Origin of the sequence: Acidovorax temperans, assembly GCF_006716905.1 — a bacterium.
Taxonomy (GTDB): Bacteria; Pseudomonadota; Gammaproteobacteria; order Burkholderiales; family Burkholderiaceae_C; genus Acidovorax; species Acidovorax temperans.
This window is the reverse complement of record NZ_VFPV01000002.1, coordinates 1,082,587-1,096,353: the sequence shown is the minus strand read 5'-3', so window position 1 is coordinate 1,096,353 and position 13,767 is coordinate 1,082,587. Positions and strand designations below refer to the sequence as shown.

Below are 13,767 nucleotides of genomic sequence, written 5' to 3'. Positions count from 1 at the left end.
CGTGTGTGGCACGGTTTGCACAACCTACTAATCGCTGCAAACGCTGTGCACTGGAGGTGCCCGAGCCAATGGAAGTGTGCGGTGATTGCCTGCTTCGCCCCCCGGATCTGGATGCCTGTGTGGCTGCCGTGTCTTATGGGTACCCCTGGGCACAAGCCATCAAGGCTCTGAAGTTTCAGGAAGATCCTGGTTGGGCTGCCACCTTGGCGACTTTGCTGCACCGAGCCCCAGCGGCGCAAGTAGCTATCGCTCAGGCCGATGAAGTGCTCTGCGTTCCGCTGTCTCGGCAACGGCTTCGCGAACGGGGGTTCAACCAATCTGCGCTGATCGCGCATGCGCTGGCTCCAGAAAAAGCCAACCCCCATGCATTGCTGCGCCTGCATGACACTGCCGCGCAAAGCGGCTTGAATCGATCTCAGCGTTTGAACAACCTGTGCAACGCATTCATGGTGGAACCAAACATCTCTTCGCAACTGAAAGGTAAGCGGGTGATCCTGGTGGACGATGTGATGACCACGGGCGCCACGCTGAACTCCATAGCCGCCACCTTGCGCGCTGCGGGTGTCGAGCACATCACTGCAATGGTGATTGCTCGCACCGAAAGAGACTGAGCACGGCCCCCGCTCTAGCGCGGGGAGCCGCACTTGCCTCAAGCTCCTTTGCGCCACCGAGCCTGCAGGGCAATGATCTCGCCCATGATGCCTCGGCGGAATGCAAGCACGCACACCACGAAGATCAGACCGGTGACCACGGTAACCGACTCACCCAGGGTCTTGAACCACTCCACGCTGGTCATCATGGCCAGCAAGTTGCCCAGCTCACCGATCTTGTTCTCCAGCAGGACGACCACGGCCGATCCCACCAGAGGTCCCGACAGGGTGCCCAGACCGCCCACCAGGTTCATCAAGATCACCTGCCCCGATGCTGTCCAATGCACATCAGACAGTGTGGCAAAGCCCAAGACCAGCGTCTTCAACGAGCCTGCCAGGCCGGCAATCGCCGCCGACAACACGAACGCCAGAAGCTTGTAGCGATGGGTGTCGTACCCCAACGAGATGGCACGAGGTTCGTTTTCCTTGATGCCTTTGAGCACCTGGCCGAAGGGCGAATGGATGGTACGCACAATCAGGCAGAAAGCCGCCACCACGATCACGAGGGCCACGTAATACATGGTCACATCGTTTTGGAGATCAATCAGGCCGAGCAGCTTGCCACGTGGCACGCCCTGCAGACCATCTTCACCACCGGTGAAAGGCGCCTGCAGACAGACGAAGAAAAGCATCTGAGCCAGGGCAAGGGTGATCATCGAGAAGTAGATGCCCTGGCGCCGAATGGCAAGCCAGCCGAAGATCAGTCCCAGCAAGGCACCACCAAAGGTGCCCAGCAACAGGCCGACTTCAGGGGTCAGCCCCCAGACTTTCATCGCGTGACCAGCCACGTACGCGGCGCCACCGAAGAAGGCCGCGTGGCCGAAAGAGAGAAGGCCGGTATAGCCCAGCAGCAGGTTGAATGCACAGGCAAACAGGGCGAAGCACATGAGCTTCATGACGAACACGGGATACGCACCAACAAAAGGTGCTGCAACCAGGCCCAGCAACAGCAGGCCGTATCCCACATTGGTGATTCTTTTTGAGTTCATGGTGTAGCCCCTTATTTCTCTTTGCCGAACAGGCCGGCGGGGCGAATGAGCAGAACAATCACCATGATGACGAACACCACAGTGGACGATGCTTCGGGATAGAACACTTTGGTAAAGCCCTCAATCACACCCAAGCCGAGCCCGGTCAGGATCGAACCCATGATGGAGCCCATGCCGCCAATCACCACCACCGCGAACACCACGATGATGAGGTTTTGCCCCATGAGTGGCGACACCTGATAAACCGGAGCGGCCAGCACACCTGCAAACGCAGCCAATGCGGCACCGAATGCATAGGTCAAAGTCACCATCACTGGCACATTCACACCAAAGGCTTCCACCAAGCGAGGGTTCTCGGTACCAGCGCGCAGGTATGCACCCAGCTTGGTCTTCTCGATCACGTACCAAGTCGCAATGCAGACCACCACCGACGCCACCACCACCCAAGCACGGTAGTTGGGCATGATCATGAAGCCGAGATTGGTAGCGCCTTCCAACAACTCGGGCGTGTCATAGCCGAGGCCAGACACCCCGTAGATGGAACGAAACACGCCTTCGATCAGCAAGGTGATCCCCAGCGTCAGAAGCAGGCCGTAGAGATGGTCCAGCTTGTAGATCCAGCGCAGCAGCGTGCGCTCGATCACGATGCCAAAGATCCCGACCACCAGCGGCGCCAGCAGCAGCATCCACCAGTACCCAATACCCAGGTAGGTCATGGCCATCCAGGTAATGAGCGCCCCCATCATGAACAGCGCACCGTGCGCAAAGTTGATCACGTTGAGCAGCCCGAAGATGACCGCGAGGCCCAAGCTTAGGATGGCATAGAAAGACCCGTTGACCAGCCCCAATAGGAGCTGGCTAAGCAGGCCTGGCAGTGAGACACCGAAAATTTCCATGGGATGCTGCGCTGGTGATAAGTAGAGATCAGGTCAAAGGCGTGTGAAGCGTTACAGCCGAGCGGTTATTTCCAGTGCTGGCACTTACTCTCGGCCTTGGTGGTGAACACTGCTTCGCCGGGCAGCTTCTTGACCATCTTGTAGTAGTCCCAAGGCTTGGTCGACTCGGATGGCTTCTTCACTTCCATCAGGTACATGTCGTGCACGTAACGGCCATCAGCACGGATCTGGCCCTTGCCGAAGAAGTCGTCAATCTTCATCTTCTTGAGCTCAGCCATCACCTTGTCCGCATCGGTGGTCTTTGCGGCAGCCACGGCCTTCAGGTAGGTCATGGTGGCGGAGTAATCAGCCGCCTGGATTTCGCCGGGCATGCGCTTGGTCTTTTCGAAGTAGCGCGCCGCAAACTTGCGGGTATCGTCATTCAGGTCCCAATACCAGCTGGTGGTGAACTGCAGACCTTCGGTGTTGCGCAGACCCATGCTGTGGATGTCGCTGATGAAAATCAGCAAACCAGCCAGCTTCATGTTTTTGGTGATGCCAAATTCCTTGGCCGCCTTGATGGCGTTGATGGTGTCGCCGCCCGCATTGGCCAGTCCCAGAATTTGGGCTTTGGAGTTTTGTGCCTGCAGCAGGAAGGACGAGAAGTCAGAGGCGTTCAGAGGATGGCGCACAGAGCCAACCACACTACCGCCCTTGGCCTTCACCACCGCTGTCGTATCAGCTTCCAGTGCCTGGCCGAAAGCATAGTCAGCCGTCAGGAAGTACCAGCTCTTGCCGCCCCCGTCCACAATCGCAGAGCCCGTGCCTTTGGCCAGCGCCACGGTGTCGTAGGCATAGTGCACGGTGTAGGGGGTGCACTGTTCGTTGGTCAGGGCCGACGAGCCAGCGCCGTTGTTGAAGTAAACGCGTTTCTTCTCTTCTGCCACCTTGGCAATGGCCAGGGCCGTGCCAGAGTTGGTGCCACCAAACAGCATCGTCACGCCTTGGGTGTCCACCCACTCACGCGCTTTCGAGGCAGCAATGTCGGCCTTGTTCTGGTGGTCCGCCGAGATCATCTCGATGGGCTGGCCCAGCACCTTGCCACCAAAGTCGTCGATGGCCATCTGGATGGCCAGAGCGCCGTTCTTGCCTTCCACGTCGGAGTACAGACTGGACATGTCTGTGATGAAACCGATCTTGACCTTTTCCTGAGCGTGTGCGGCCGAAGTGGCCAGGCCCGCGGCGCCGAGCATGAGGGCCAGCACTGTGAGTTTGTTCTTCATGGATCTGTCTCCTGTGGGTGTGATGAAACGAAAACGAACGGAGGGTTGCTAAGCGATCAAACGCCCAGCAGCTCGGTGAGCACAGGCATCTTTTGCTCCAGCTCAGCAGCGCCAAACTGCTCAACGATGCGGCCATGCTCCATGACATAGAAGCGATCAGCCAAAGGTGCAGCAAAACGGAAGTTCTGCTCCACCATCACCACGGTGTAGCCCTTTTGGCGCAACGTCGTGATCATTCGGGCCAGCGCCTGGACGATGACCGGAGCCAAGCCCTCGGAGATCTCATCGAGCAGCAGCAAGTTGGCACCGGTGCGCAGAATGCGCGCCACTGCCAGCATCTGCTGCTCACCGCCCGAAAGCCGGGTGCCCTGGCTGTTGCGACGCTCCGCCAGATTCGGGAACATGGCATAAATCTCTTGCACCGACATACCCGGTGTGCCCGTCTTGAGCGCAGGCGGCAGCAGCAGGTTTTCTTCGCAAGACAAGCTGGAAAAAATGCCACGCTCTTCAGGGCAGTAGCCCACGCCCAGATGGGCAATGCGGTGGGTGGGCAAACCCACGGTTTCCACGCCGTTGATCTTGACCGAGCCTTTGCGGGCGCCCGTCAACCCCATGACAGCGCGCATGGTGGTGGTACGGCCAGCGCCATTGCGGCCCAGCAGGGTCACCACTTCACCGGGTTGCACGACGATATCCACGCCATGCAGCACATGCGATTCACCGTACCAAGCCTGCAGGCCACGAATTTCCAGCGCTGGCGTTTTCGATGTGGGAGAGACCATCTCAGTGCGCTCCCTGCAATTGACCGTCAGTCGTACCCATGTAGGCTTCCATCACTTGGGGGTTGCTTGATACCTCGGCATAAGGCCCTTCGGCCAGTACCGCTCCACGCTGCAGCACCGTGATGCAGTCGGCAATCGTGGAGACAACTTTCATGTTGTGCTCCACCATCAGGATGGTGCGTCCGGCAGACACTTTTTTGATCAGCTGCGTGACGCGATCCACGTCTTCGTGCCCCATGCCCTGGGTGGGCTCGTCCAGCAGCATCAGCTCGGGCTCCATCGCCAGCGTGGTGGCAATCTCCAGGGCACGCTTGCGGCCGTAAGGCAGGTTGACGGTGACTTCATCCGCCAGGTCGTCCAGCCCCACCTCGGTGAGCAATTGCATGGCGCGGTCGTCCAGCTGGCGCAGGCTGCGTTCGCTGCGCCAGAAGTGGAAGGAGGTGCCGAGCTTGCGCTGCAAGCCCAGCCGCACGTTTTCGATCAACGTGAGGTGGGGGAACACCGCCGAAATCTGGAAGGATCGGATGACCCCACGGCGGGCAATCTGCGCGGGCGCCTCCGCCGTGATGTCGTGCCCGTTGAACTGGATCGAGCCCGATGTGGGCACCAGAAATTTGGTGAGCAGATTGAAGCAGGTCGTCTTGCCAGCTCCGTTGGGTCCGATCAACGCGTGAATGGAGCCCCGGCGGACAGCCAGGTCCACGTTGCTGACAGCAGTGAAGCCTTTGAACTCTTTGGTCAGGCTTTGTGTTTTAAGGATCACGTCACTCATTGGGCCTGGTTCACTCCGTGGTGCGGGAAGAAAATTCGCCTGCACTAACGCAGGCGATCTACCGGTCTGTTGGCCTGCATCGTATGTCTGGACGGACCTTCGCAGGTACTGGTACTAATGCCTATGTAGTAACGCCTATGTAGTAACGCCTATGTAGTAATGCCTATGCCAAGCCGCAATGTGTCCACTCACAAACAATTGCCAGCACCAGGCGCTCCAAGCCCTACCATGGGCGTATTGCGGGCCTGTGACCCCCGCCTTCAAAAGCCTCTCACACCATGTCTTCATCCCGCCCCGACACCCCCAGCCCGCGTGGCAAACCCCGCTCACTGACCGGGCTGCTGCCCTTCCTTCACCCCTACAGAGCGCGCATTGCATGGGCTCTGCTCTGCCTGGTGATGGCGGCACTGGCCACGCTGGCGTTTCCGCTGGCACTGCGCAATCTGATTGACACCGGGCTGGTCTCGGCAGATCGAGCCGGCCAGGCCATGGCGCTGCGGGAGCACTTTGGTGCACTGTTCCTGGTAGCGGTGGCGCTGGGCGTGTTTTCCGCCGCCCGCTTCTATGCCGTGAGCTGGCTCGGCGAGCGGGTCACGGCCGATCTGCGCCAGGCGGTTTACAGCCATGTGCTGCGCCAAAGTCCCCAGTTCTTCGAGAGCACGCAAACCGGCGAGGTGCTTTCACGGCTGACCGCCGACACCACCCTAGTGCAGACCGTGGTGGGCTCGTCGCTGTCGATGGGGCTGCGCAATGCCGTGATGGGCATCGGCGCCTTGGGCATGCTGGTGTGGACCAACCCCTATGTGATGTCGGTGGTGTTGCTGGCTGTGCTGCTGGTGGTGCTGCCCGCCATGTGGATTGGCCGGCGCGTGCGGCGGCTCTCGCGCGACAGCCAGGACCGCGTGGCCGACTCCAGTGCCATCGCGGCCGAGGTGCTCAACGCCATTCCGGTGGTGCAAAGCTACACAGCCGAGCAGCGCGAAGCCTCGCGCTTTGCCACGGCAGCCGAAAGTGCGTTTTCCACCGCCGTGCAGCGCACCCGCGCACGCTCCGTGCTGGTGGCTTTCATCATCATCGCCAACGCCGCCCTGCTGCTGTGGGGCCTGTACCGCGGCACACAGGCCGTGCTGGCGGGCGAAATGACCGCGGGGCACCTGGGGCAAACGGTGGTGTACGTGATGCTGCTGGCTGGCGCGGTGGCCGTGCTGGGCGAGGTATATGGCGACCTGCTGCGCGCCGCAGGCGCGACCGAGCGCCTGATGGAACTGCTGGCCAGTGAATCCCCGGTGGCAGAACCCGCCACCCCCGTGCCACTGCCGGCCACGGGCCAGGGGCTGGCGGTAGAGTTTGCTTCGGTGCAGTTTCGCTACCCCTCGCGACCTGACAAGCCCGCACTGGAGGATTTCTCACTCACCCTGGCCCCCGGAGAGACCGTGGCCTTGGTGGGTGCCAGTGGCGCCGGCAAGACCACCGTTTTCCAGCTGCTGCAACGCTTTTATGACATCGAGCGACCTGCCGGGCAGGCCCAGCGCTCCGGCATCTTCTTCAACGGGGTGGACATTCGGGACATCGCCCTCACCACGCTGCGCAGCCACATTGCCACCGTTCCCCAGGACGCGGTGATTTTTGGCGCTTCCGCGCTCGAAAACATCCGCTATGGCAACCCTGGCGCGACGGCAGAGCAAGTCCACGCCGCCGCCCAGGCGGCATTTGCCCACGACTTCATCATGGCCCTGCCCCAGGGGTACGACACCTTCCTGGGTGAGCGCGGCGTGCGGTTGTCTGGCGGGCAAAAGCAGCGCATTGCCATCGCCCGCGCCATCTTGAAAAACCCGCCGCTGCTGTTGCTGGACGAAGCCACCAGCGCGCTGGACGCCGAGAGCGAACGCATGGTGCAGGCCGCGCTGGACACCGCCATGCAGCGCCACACCGGGCAGCGCACCACCCTGGTCATTGCCCACCGGCTGGCCACGGTGCAAAACGCCGACCGCATCGTGGTGCTGGAGCATGGCCGCATCGTCGAGCAAGGCACCCACGCCACCCTGATGGCGGCCCAGGGCGTGTACGCGCGGCTGGCGCAGCTGCAGTTCACCGCATAAAGCCGGGAACCGGCGCTGCGGCAACGACAATAGCGGGATGTTCCACATTGTTCTTGTCGAGCCCGAAATCCCCCCCAACACCGGCAACGTGATCCGGCTGGCAGCCAACACTGGCTGCACACTGCATCTTGTAGAACCGCTGGGCTTCTCCATGGAAGACCGGCTCATGCGCCGCGCGGGGCTGGACTATCACGAGTACGCCCAGGTCATCAAACACCGCAACTGGGCTGCGTTTTTGAGCGAGGCCCAGCCCGACCCCACCCGCATGTTTGCCCTGACCACGCGCGGCACGCGCGGCGTGCACGACACGGCGTTTCAGCCGGGCGACTGGCTGGTGTTTGGCTCGGAAACGCGGGGGCTGGCGCCTGAGCTGCGGGACAGCTTCGCTCCTGGCCAACGCCTGCGCCTGACGATGGTGCCAGGGCAGCGCAGCCTCAACCTCTCCAACGCCGTGGCGGTCACAGTGTTTGAGGCCTGGCGGCAAAACCACTTTGCCATGCCCGATCCCTCTTCTGGAAAGACCCCTGCCTGACGGGCATCAGCTCACGGTGTCGATGCCAGGGCAGCACTGCGCCAGCTTGCGTTGCTGCACCAGTTCCTGCACCCGTTCGCTCAGAAAGTCGAGAAACACCTTGGTGCGGGCGGGCAGCATGCGCCCCGATGGCAGCGCCGCATACACCGTGTAGCGGGCGAAGATCCACCCTGGCAGCAAATGCACCAGCTCAGAGCGCGCCAGGTGCTCCTGCGCCAGCAAGCGGGGCACCACGGCCACGCCCATGCCATCCAGCGCGGCGCGCATGAGCACCTCGGTGCTGATGGATTGCAACACCACCGACGGCACATCCACATCTTGCGCGGGGCGCTGTCCGTCGTCGCTCAACAGCCGCAGCTTGCGCCCCCCCACAGAATGCACGCGGGCCACGCTGGAATCGCGCAGGTAGTCGTGGTGCTCCAGGTCTTGCGGTTGCAGGGGCAGGCCTTTTCGCTCCAGGTAGGCGGGTGACGCCACCACGATCGACTCACCCTGCATCAACGGCCGGGCCACGATGTTGGCATCAAACCCCTCGGCGGCCACCATGAAGGTCACATCGAATTCGTCCACGCGCGCTGAAGCGTAGGGATCAATGTCGATGTCCAGCATGAGCAGCGGCTGCTGCGCGTGCCAATGGCTCAGCATGGGGGCAAGAAAATTCGTGGCGACCACGGGCGGCGCCACCACACGAACGGTGCCACGCAAGTCGCGGGTACTGGCGGCAGCGGCGGCTTCAGCGTCCTCGATCTCGTGCAGGATGGCCCGCACGCGGGCCAGATAGGCATCTCCCGCTTCGGTCAACGCCAGCTTGCGCGTGGTGCGCTGTAGCAAGCGCGTGCCCAGGTGCTGCTCCAGGTCGGCCACCAGCCGGGTCACCACCGGGGGCGAGAGTTCCAGCAAACGGGCGGCCGCTGCAAAACCACCCTCATCAACAACGGTCTGGAACACCCGCATGGTCAAAAGTCTATCCATTTGGGCAATTATTCATCAGCATTCTTTTTGATTGTTTCTTTTTTCGGAATGATTAATTGCCGTGCATGCTATTTTTCAAAGGGAAAACCCTAGATAAAGTTCACCCCATCGATGAGCGATGCCGCCAGGGACACTCACCGAGGCAGGGGCCCACCGGCACATGGTGTACCGGGGCAGGCCTTGAGAAAAGCTCAATTTTGAAAGGGAATTTTCATGAACTCGTACCGCACACTCGCCGTTGCCGCCCTCGCTTTCAGCGCCTTCGCCGCCCAGGCTGACTCCGCCGTGCCCCGCGATGGCGACTGGAACAGCTACCCGCTGACCAGCCAGACCCACTCTTCCCTGACCCGTGAAGCCGTGGTGGCCGACTTGGTGGCCTCACGCGCCGCAGGCACCCTGCCCCGTGACGGTGAGTGGTACAACGTGCCCGCTCCTTTGAACATCCAAGGCGTCACAGCCACGGCCGGCACCGATGCAGGCAAGAATTCGGTAGCCGCCTCCCAGTCGGGCCGCAGCACTGCTGCTGAATAAATAAGCCAGGCGCCACCATCAAAAAAGGCCTGCCGGGAGCAACCCCGGCAGGCCTTTTTGCTGGTGTGAAGAGAAAAGAGATAGTCAGGCCGCAGCGCCATAGTTGCGCGCCAGCGATTCGGCCACGCACACGGGCTTGTCGCTGCCTTCGCGCTCCACCGTCACCAGCCAGGTCATTTGCATGCCATCGGGCTCAATGCGCTCGGCAGCCTGCAGCAGCAGCCGGGCGCGCAGACGGCTGCCCACCGGCACGGGCGCCGTGAAGCGCACGCGGTTGAGTCCGTAGTTCACACCCATGCGGGCGCCTTCTATGGCGATGCCTTGGTCGAAGAACTTGGGAATCAACGACAGCGTGAGAAAGCCGTGCGCGATGGGCGCGCCAAAGGGCCCGGCCTTGGCACGTTCAGGGTCCACGTGGATCCACTGGTGGTCGCCCGTGGCGTCGGCAAACAGGTTGACTTGCTCTTGCGTGATGGTGATCCAGTCGGTCACGGCCACTTCCTGGCCCACGCAAGCGCTGACTTCGGTGTAAGAGCGGAAGGTTTTCATCGCCCCAATGTAGCGCCGCGCCAGGGGGCGGGCTTGTCCGGCACGTGACAGGACGGGCCACCCGTGGGGCGCGGGTGAAACTCAGGCGCTCAGACACCCCATCAGGCGTCCAGCCATTGGCAAATGCTTTGCCACTGCTCCAGGTCGCGCGCCACGCGGGTGGTGGCTCCCACGTCAAACACCGAGAGCCCCTGGGCCGCCAGATGCACATAGTTTTGCGTGTCGCGCACATAGCCCAGCACGGGCAGGCCCAGGCCTTCCACAAAGTGGTGCAGCTGCTCGGCCGAGCGGGTGCGCTCGTCAATGCGCATGCCCACAATGCCCACTTGCACGCCAGCGGCGTGGCGGTGTTCGCGCAGCTTGTCGAGAAACGCCTGGGTGGCGTAGATGTCGAAGATGCTGGGCTGCAGCGGCACGATGACCTTGTCGGCCATCTTGAGCACGTCTTTCAGGGCGCTGCCGTGCAGGCCTGCGGGCGTGTCGAGCACCGCGTGCGTGGTGCCCTTGGGCGGCTTGGCCAGGGCATCCACATCGGTGTCCCACCGGCCGATGGGGGCCACGGTGGCGGGGCGCAGGCTCAGCCACAGGTGGGCAGATTTTTGGGGATCCACATCGCCCAGGATGACCGGATGCCCCTGGCTGGCGTAGTAACCCGCCACGTTTGTCGAAAGGGTGGACTTGCCCACACCCCCCTTGGGATTGGCAACAACAACCACTGGCATGTTGACCTCCTGGCAAAGAAAATAACAAACAAAAACAGGTGCTAGCGCTTATTCAGCAAGCGCTACCAGCTACCAAATCCATAGCAAACCACCCACCTTGCACACACGCAGCGCAGGGCTGGGCAAACACCTCAGGCGTGCTGGCCGCCGCGCTTGACGAAGAACAGGCCCGCACCCACCGCCATCAGCAACCCGCCAAAAACGCGATTTTGCATGCGCATGGCGCGGGCGCTGCGCATGAGGCGGCGCAGGGCGCTGGCACCGGCAGCGTAGCCGTGCATCACCACCACGTCCACCGCCACGGTGGTCGCGGCCATGACCAGCAGCTGCGTCCACAGCGGGCGCGTGTCGGTCATGAACTGGGGCAGCACCGCCACCATGAAGATGATGCCCTTGGGGTTGGTGGCGTTGGTCAAAAAACCGGCCAGGCAGCGCTTGGTCCACGGGCCAGCGGGTGCCGCTTCGTCGCCGTGAAGGGGGGAGTTGTCGCCCGCCCGCCACTGGCTGAAACCCACGTAAATCAGGTAGCAGGCGCCCGCCACCTTCACCACGCTGAAGGCCACTTCAGACGCCAGCAGCAGCGATCCCACGCCCGCCCCGGCAATCACCAGGATGAGTAGCAGCCCGAGTTGCAAGCCCAAAATGGTGGCGCTGGCCTTGCGCACGCCGTACGAGAGCCCGTGGCTCATCGACAGCACGGCGCCCGAGCCGGGTGACACCGCAATCAGGCAAGACGCCGCAAAAAACGCCAACCAGGTCTGGAAATCCATAGCAAACACCGTGATGAGGAGCCGAGGGGGGACAGCATCATAGCGCCTTCTTTGCAAAGAAAGTGGCCTTGCGGCAAGCCAGACAAGCGCAGCATGCTATTAAATAAATAGCAAAAATTCAGCACCGGGCGGCGGTGCCAAAATCCTGCAGCCCCTCCCCTCCAGCCTTCACCTCTTTTAGTCCTCATGGAACACGCACCCACCTGGCTCACCTACGGACTGATGTACCTGAGCGCCGCCGTGCTGGCGGTGCCCCTGGCCAAGGCGCTGGGGCTGGGCTCCATCATTGGCTACCTGGCGGCAGGCATTGCCATTGGGCCGTGGGGCCTGGGGCTGGTGAGCAATGTGCAAGACATCCTGCACTTTGCCGAGTTTGGCGTGGTGCTCATGCTCTTCTTGGTGGGGCTGGAGCTGCAACCCAGCCGCCTTTGGGCCATGCGCCGCCCCATCTTCGGCACCGGCAGCGCGCAGGTGCTGGGCTGCGCGGCCGTGCTGTTTGCGGCAGGCTGGCTTGCCGGGCTGCCCTGGCGCATCAGCCTGGTGGCGGCGCTGGGGTTGGCGCTGTCGTCCACCGCCATTGCGCTGCAGGTGCTGGCCGAACGCAACCTCATGCGCACCAGCAGCGGGCAGGCGGGTTTTTCAATCCTGCTGTTCCAGGACGTGGCGGCCATCCCCATCCTGGCGCTGCTGCCCCTGTTGGGCGCGGCCGCGGGGGCTGGCGACGACCATTCGGCGGGCGAGGTGCTGCTGGAGGCCCTGAAGATCGTCGGCGTGATCGGCGCCATCGTGCTCGGCGGCCGCTTGCTGCTGCGCCCCCTGCTGCGCTGGATTGCCAAGAGCCGCACGCCTGAAATCTTCACCGCTGCCTCGCTGCTGCTGGTGGTGGGCATTGCGTATTTGATGGTGATGGTGGGCCTGTCGATGGCGCTCGGGGCTTTTCTGGCCGGGGTGCTGTTGGCCGACAGCGAATACCGCAGCGAGCTGGAAGCCGACATCGAGCCCTTCAAGGGCCTTCTGCTGGGCCTGTTCTTCATCGCCGTGGGCATGAGCATTGACTTTGGCGTGCTCATGCGCTCGCCCTGGCTCATGGCGGGCATCCTGCTGGGCTTTCTGGCCCTCAAGGCAGTGGTGATCTACACCCTGGCCAAAGTGGCAGGCGTGCCTTATCAAGAGCGGCCCGTGTTCACCCTGCTGCTGGCGCAAGGGGGCGAGTTTGCCTTCGTGGTCTTCCAGGCCGCCGCCGGGGCGCAGGTGTTTTCGGCCGAAACGGCCTCGCTGCTCATCGGCGCGGTGGCGCTTTCCATGCTCATCAGCCCGCTGCTGCTGGTGCTGGTAGACCGCGCCCTGCTGCGCCGTTACGCGCAGCTCAAGCCCGCCGCACCGCCGGAGCAAGAGATCTCGGAGCCGCAGGAAGCCCCAGTCATCATCGCCGGCTTCGGCCGCTACGGGCAAATCGTGGCGCGTGTGATGCTGGCCCAGGGCATACCCACCACCGTGCTGGATCACAGCGTGGAAATTCTCGAGATCGCCCGCGCCTTTGGGTACCGCGTGTTTTATGGCGACGCCACCCGGCTGGACCTGCTGCGCATCGCCGGGGCCGAGCACGCCCGCGTGCTGGTGGTGGCGGTGGACGACCCCGAGCAATCCCTCAAGATCGTCACCCTGGCGCGCAAGCACTTCCCGCAATTGCAGTTGGTGGCCCGCGCACGCGACCTGACCCACTGGAACGCGCTGCGCGACCTGGGGGTGACACTGGTGCAGCGCGAGCTGTTCGAGTCCAGCCTTGAAAGCGCCCGCACCGTGCTGGAGCTGATGGGCCAGAGCCCCACGCGGGCGCAGGAGATGACCCGGCGCTTTCGCGAGCACAACATTGCGCTGGCCGACCGCATGTACCCCCACCACAAAGACCGCGCCAAGATGGTGGCCGTGGCCCGCGAAGGCCGCGCCCAGCTGGCCGAGCAAATGGCCAAGGAGCGCCAGGAACACACCGAGCGCGAAGCCAGGGCGCAGGTCTACCCAGGGTATGGCGGAGTGGAGAATGCTGGAGAAGGCGGCAAATCTACCAACGCCCGTGATTCAGATAAAAATAGGCTCTAGCGCTTATTCGTAAAGCGCTTCAAGCTACTTATTTGATAGCAAATTAACACTTGAAACAGTGCTACCGGGTTTTGCCCCGGCCATGCGCAGAGAGGGCCGATCCTATAGTGGCGCGCAAACGCTTTCGCGCCACTTTATTTGGCG

The 13,767-nt window shown here is 62.4% G+C and carries 14 protein-coding genes; 5 read left to right on the top strand and 9 right to left on the bottom strand.

Translation table 11 applies throughout. From position 1 onward, the window contains the following. Positions 1 to 119: 119 nt before the first annotated feature. On the top strand, positions 120 to 611 hold the full coding sequence (locus tag BDD18_RS13255) for a ComF family protein (RefSeq protein ID WP_338071819.1): 492 nt from the start codon (positions 120 to 122) through the stop codon (positions 609 to 611). Between the two features lie 38 nt (positions 612 to 649). Here the strand turns inward: BDD18_RS13255 and BDD18_RS13250 are convergent, their stop codons facing one another. The 5 genes from BDD18_RS13250 to BDD18_RS13230 all read right to left on the bottom strand — a co-directional run bounded on the left by BDD18_RS13250 (position 650) and on the right by BDD18_RS13230 (position 5,351). After that, positions 650 to 1,639 carry a branched-chain amino acid ABC transporter permease gene (locus BDD18_RS13250; RefSeq protein ID WP_066693358.1) on the bottom strand — a complete coding sequence of 330 codons (990 nt, stop codon included), beginning with the start codon at positions 1,637 to 1,639 and terminating at the stop codon, positions 650 to 652. A gap of 11 nt (positions 1,640 to 1,650) precedes the next feature. Continuing rightward, a complete protein-coding gene (locus tag BDD18_RS13245) occupies positions 1,651 to 2,535 on the bottom strand; it encodes a branched-chain amino acid ABC transporter permease (RefSeq protein ID WP_066693355.1) in 885 nt (294 codons plus the stop codon). A 65-nt stretch (positions 2,536 to 2,600) separates the two neighbouring features. Continuing rightward, positions 2,601 to 3,797 carry an ABC transporter substrate-binding protein gene (locus tag BDD18_RS13240; RefSeq protein ID WP_044398007.1) on the bottom strand — a complete coding sequence of 399 codons (1,197 nt, stop codon included), beginning with the start codon at positions 3,795 to 3,797 and terminating at the stop codon, positions 2,601 to 2,603. 56 nt (positions 3,798 to 3,853) lie between these two features. Beyond that, positions 3,854 to 4,579: an ABC transporter ATP-binding protein gene (locus tag BDD18_RS13235; RefSeq protein ID WP_044398005.1), complete on the bottom strand. Its 726-nt coding sequence runs from the start codon at positions 4,577 to 4,579 to the stop codon at positions 3,854 to 3,856. Between the two features lies 1 nt (position 4,580). Further along, a complete protein-coding gene (locus BDD18_RS13230) occupies positions 4,581 to 5,351 on the bottom strand; it encodes an ABC transporter ATP-binding protein (RefSeq protein WP_066693352.1) in 771 nt (256 codons plus the stop codon). Between the two features lie 278 nt (positions 5,352 to 5,629). Between BDD18_RS13230 and BDD18_RS13225 the strand changes: the two genes are divergently transcribed. Together BDD18_RS13225 and BDD18_RS13220 are read left to right on the top strand one after the other, a co-directional pair. Beyond that, positions 5,630 to 7,450, top strand: a complete 1,821-nt coding sequence (locus BDD18_RS13225; protein ID WP_142083664.1) for an ABC transporter transmembrane domain-containing protein — start codon at positions 5,630 to 5,632, stop codon at positions 7,448 to 7,450. Positions 7,451 to 7,487: 37 nt separating this feature from the next. Further along, a complete protein-coding gene (locus BDD18_RS13220) occupies positions 7,488 to 7,982 on the top strand; it encodes a tRNA (cytidine(34)-2'-O)-methyltransferase (protein WP_066785534.1) in 495 nt (164 codons plus the stop codon). Between the two features lie 6 nt (positions 7,983 to 7,988). On the opposite strand, the gene BDD18_RS13215 is transcribed toward BDD18_RS13220, so the two are convergent. Further along, a complete protein-coding gene (locus BDD18_RS13215) occupies positions 7,989 to 8,954 on the bottom strand; it encodes a LysR family transcriptional regulator (RefSeq protein WP_044397997.1) in 966 nt (321 codons plus the stop codon). A gap of 213 nt (positions 8,955 to 9,167) precedes the next feature. Here BDD18_RS13215 and BDD18_RS13210 point away from each other — a divergent pair, with 213 nt between their 5' ends. Further along, positions 9,168 to 9,485 carry a DUF4148 domain-containing protein gene (locus tag BDD18_RS13210; protein WP_066785528.1) on the top strand — a complete coding sequence of 106 codons (318 nt, stop codon included), beginning with the start codon at positions 9,168 to 9,170 and terminating at the stop codon, positions 9,483 to 9,485. Positions 9,486 to 9,569: 84 nt separating this feature from the next. On the opposite strand, the gene BDD18_RS13205 is transcribed toward BDD18_RS13210, so the two are convergent. The 3 genes from BDD18_RS13205 to BDD18_RS13195 all read right to left on the bottom strand — a co-directional run bounded on the left by BDD18_RS13205 (position 9,570) and on the right by BDD18_RS13195 (position 11,526). After that, a complete protein-coding gene (locus BDD18_RS13205; protein ID WP_044397993.1) occupies positions 9,570 to 10,034 on the bottom strand; it encodes a MaoC family dehydratase in 465 nt (154 codons plus the stop codon). Positions 10,035 to 10,135: 101 nt separating this feature from the next. Further along, positions 10,136 to 10,756 carry a ParA family protein gene (locus BDD18_RS13200; RefSeq protein WP_066694989.1) on the bottom strand — a complete coding sequence of 207 codons (621 nt, stop codon included), beginning with the start codon at positions 10,754 to 10,756 and terminating at the stop codon, positions 10,136 to 10,138. Between the two features lie 131 nt (positions 10,757 to 10,887). Continuing rightward, complete coding sequence (locus tag BDD18_RS13195; protein ID WP_066694987.1) at positions 10,888 to 11,526, bottom strand: LysE family transporter; 639 nt, start codon at positions 11,524 to 11,526, stop codon at positions 10,888 to 10,890. Between the two features lie 186 nt (positions 11,527 to 11,712). On the opposite strand from BDD18_RS13195, the gene kefC reads away from it, so the two are divergent. Then, the gene (gene kefC, locus BDD18_RS13190; protein ID WP_142083663.1) at positions 11,713 to 13,623 is read left to right on the top strand and encodes a glutathione-regulated potassium-efflux system protein KefC; all 1,911 of its coding nucleotides are present in this window, start codon (positions 11,713 to 11,715) and stop codon (positions 13,621 to 13,623) included. The last annotated feature ends 144 nt before the right edge of the window (positions 13,624 to 13,767 follow it).

Excerpts from the sequence above, each read along its gene's own strand:
- BDD18_RS13250 (WP_066693358.1), bottom strand. The coding sequence starts at position 1,639 with ATGAACTCAAAAAGAATCACCAATGTGGGATACGGCCTGCTGTTGCTG.
- BDD18_RS13245 (WP_066693355.1), bottom strand. The coding sequence starts at position 2,535 with ATGGAAATTTTCGGTGTCTCACTGCCAGGCCTGCTTAGCCAGCTCCTA.
- BDD18_RS13240 (WP_044398007.1), bottom strand. The coding sequence starts at position 3,797 with ATGAAGAACAAACTCACAGTGCTGGCCCTCATGCTCGGCGCCGCGGGC.
- BDD18_RS13235 (WP_044398005.1), bottom strand. The coding sequence starts at position 4,579 with ATGGTCTCTCCCACATCGAAAACGCCAGCGCTGGAAATTCGTGGCCTG.
- BDD18_RS13230 (WP_066693352.1), bottom strand. The coding sequence starts at position 5,351 with ATGAGTGACGTGATCCTTAAAACACAAAGCCTGACCAAAGAGTTCAAA.
- BDD18_RS13225 (WP_142083664.1), top strand. The coding sequence starts at position 5,630 with ATGTCTTCATCCCGCCCCGACACCCCCAGCCCGCGTGGCAAACCCCGC.
- BDD18_RS13220 (WP_066785534.1), top strand. The coding sequence starts at position 7,488 with ATGTTCCACATTGTTCTTGTCGAGCCCGAAATCCCCCCCAACACCGGC.
- BDD18_RS13215 (WP_044397997.1), bottom strand. The coding sequence starts at position 8,954 with ATGGATAGACTTTTGACCATGCGGGTGTTCCAGACCGTTGTTGATGAG.
- BDD18_RS13210 (WP_066785528.1), top strand. The coding sequence starts at position 9,168 with ATGAACTCGTACCGCACACTCGCCGTTGCCGCCCTCGCTTTCAGCGCC.
- BDD18_RS13205 (WP_044397993.1), bottom strand. The coding sequence starts at position 10,034 with ATGAAAACCTTCCGCTCTTACACCGAAGTCAGCGCTTGCGTGGGCCAG.
- BDD18_RS13200 (WP_066694989.1), bottom strand. The coding sequence starts at position 10,756 with ATGCCAGTGGTTGTTGTTGCCAATCCCAAGGGGGGTGTGGGCAAGTCC.
- BDD18_RS13195 (WP_066694987.1), bottom strand. The coding sequence starts at position 11,526 with ATGGATTTCCAGACCTGGTTGGCGTTTTTTGCGGCGTCTTGCCTGATT.
- kefC (WP_142083663.1), top strand. The coding sequence starts at position 11,713 with ATGGAACACGCACCCACCTGGCTCACCTACGGACTGATGTACCTGAGC.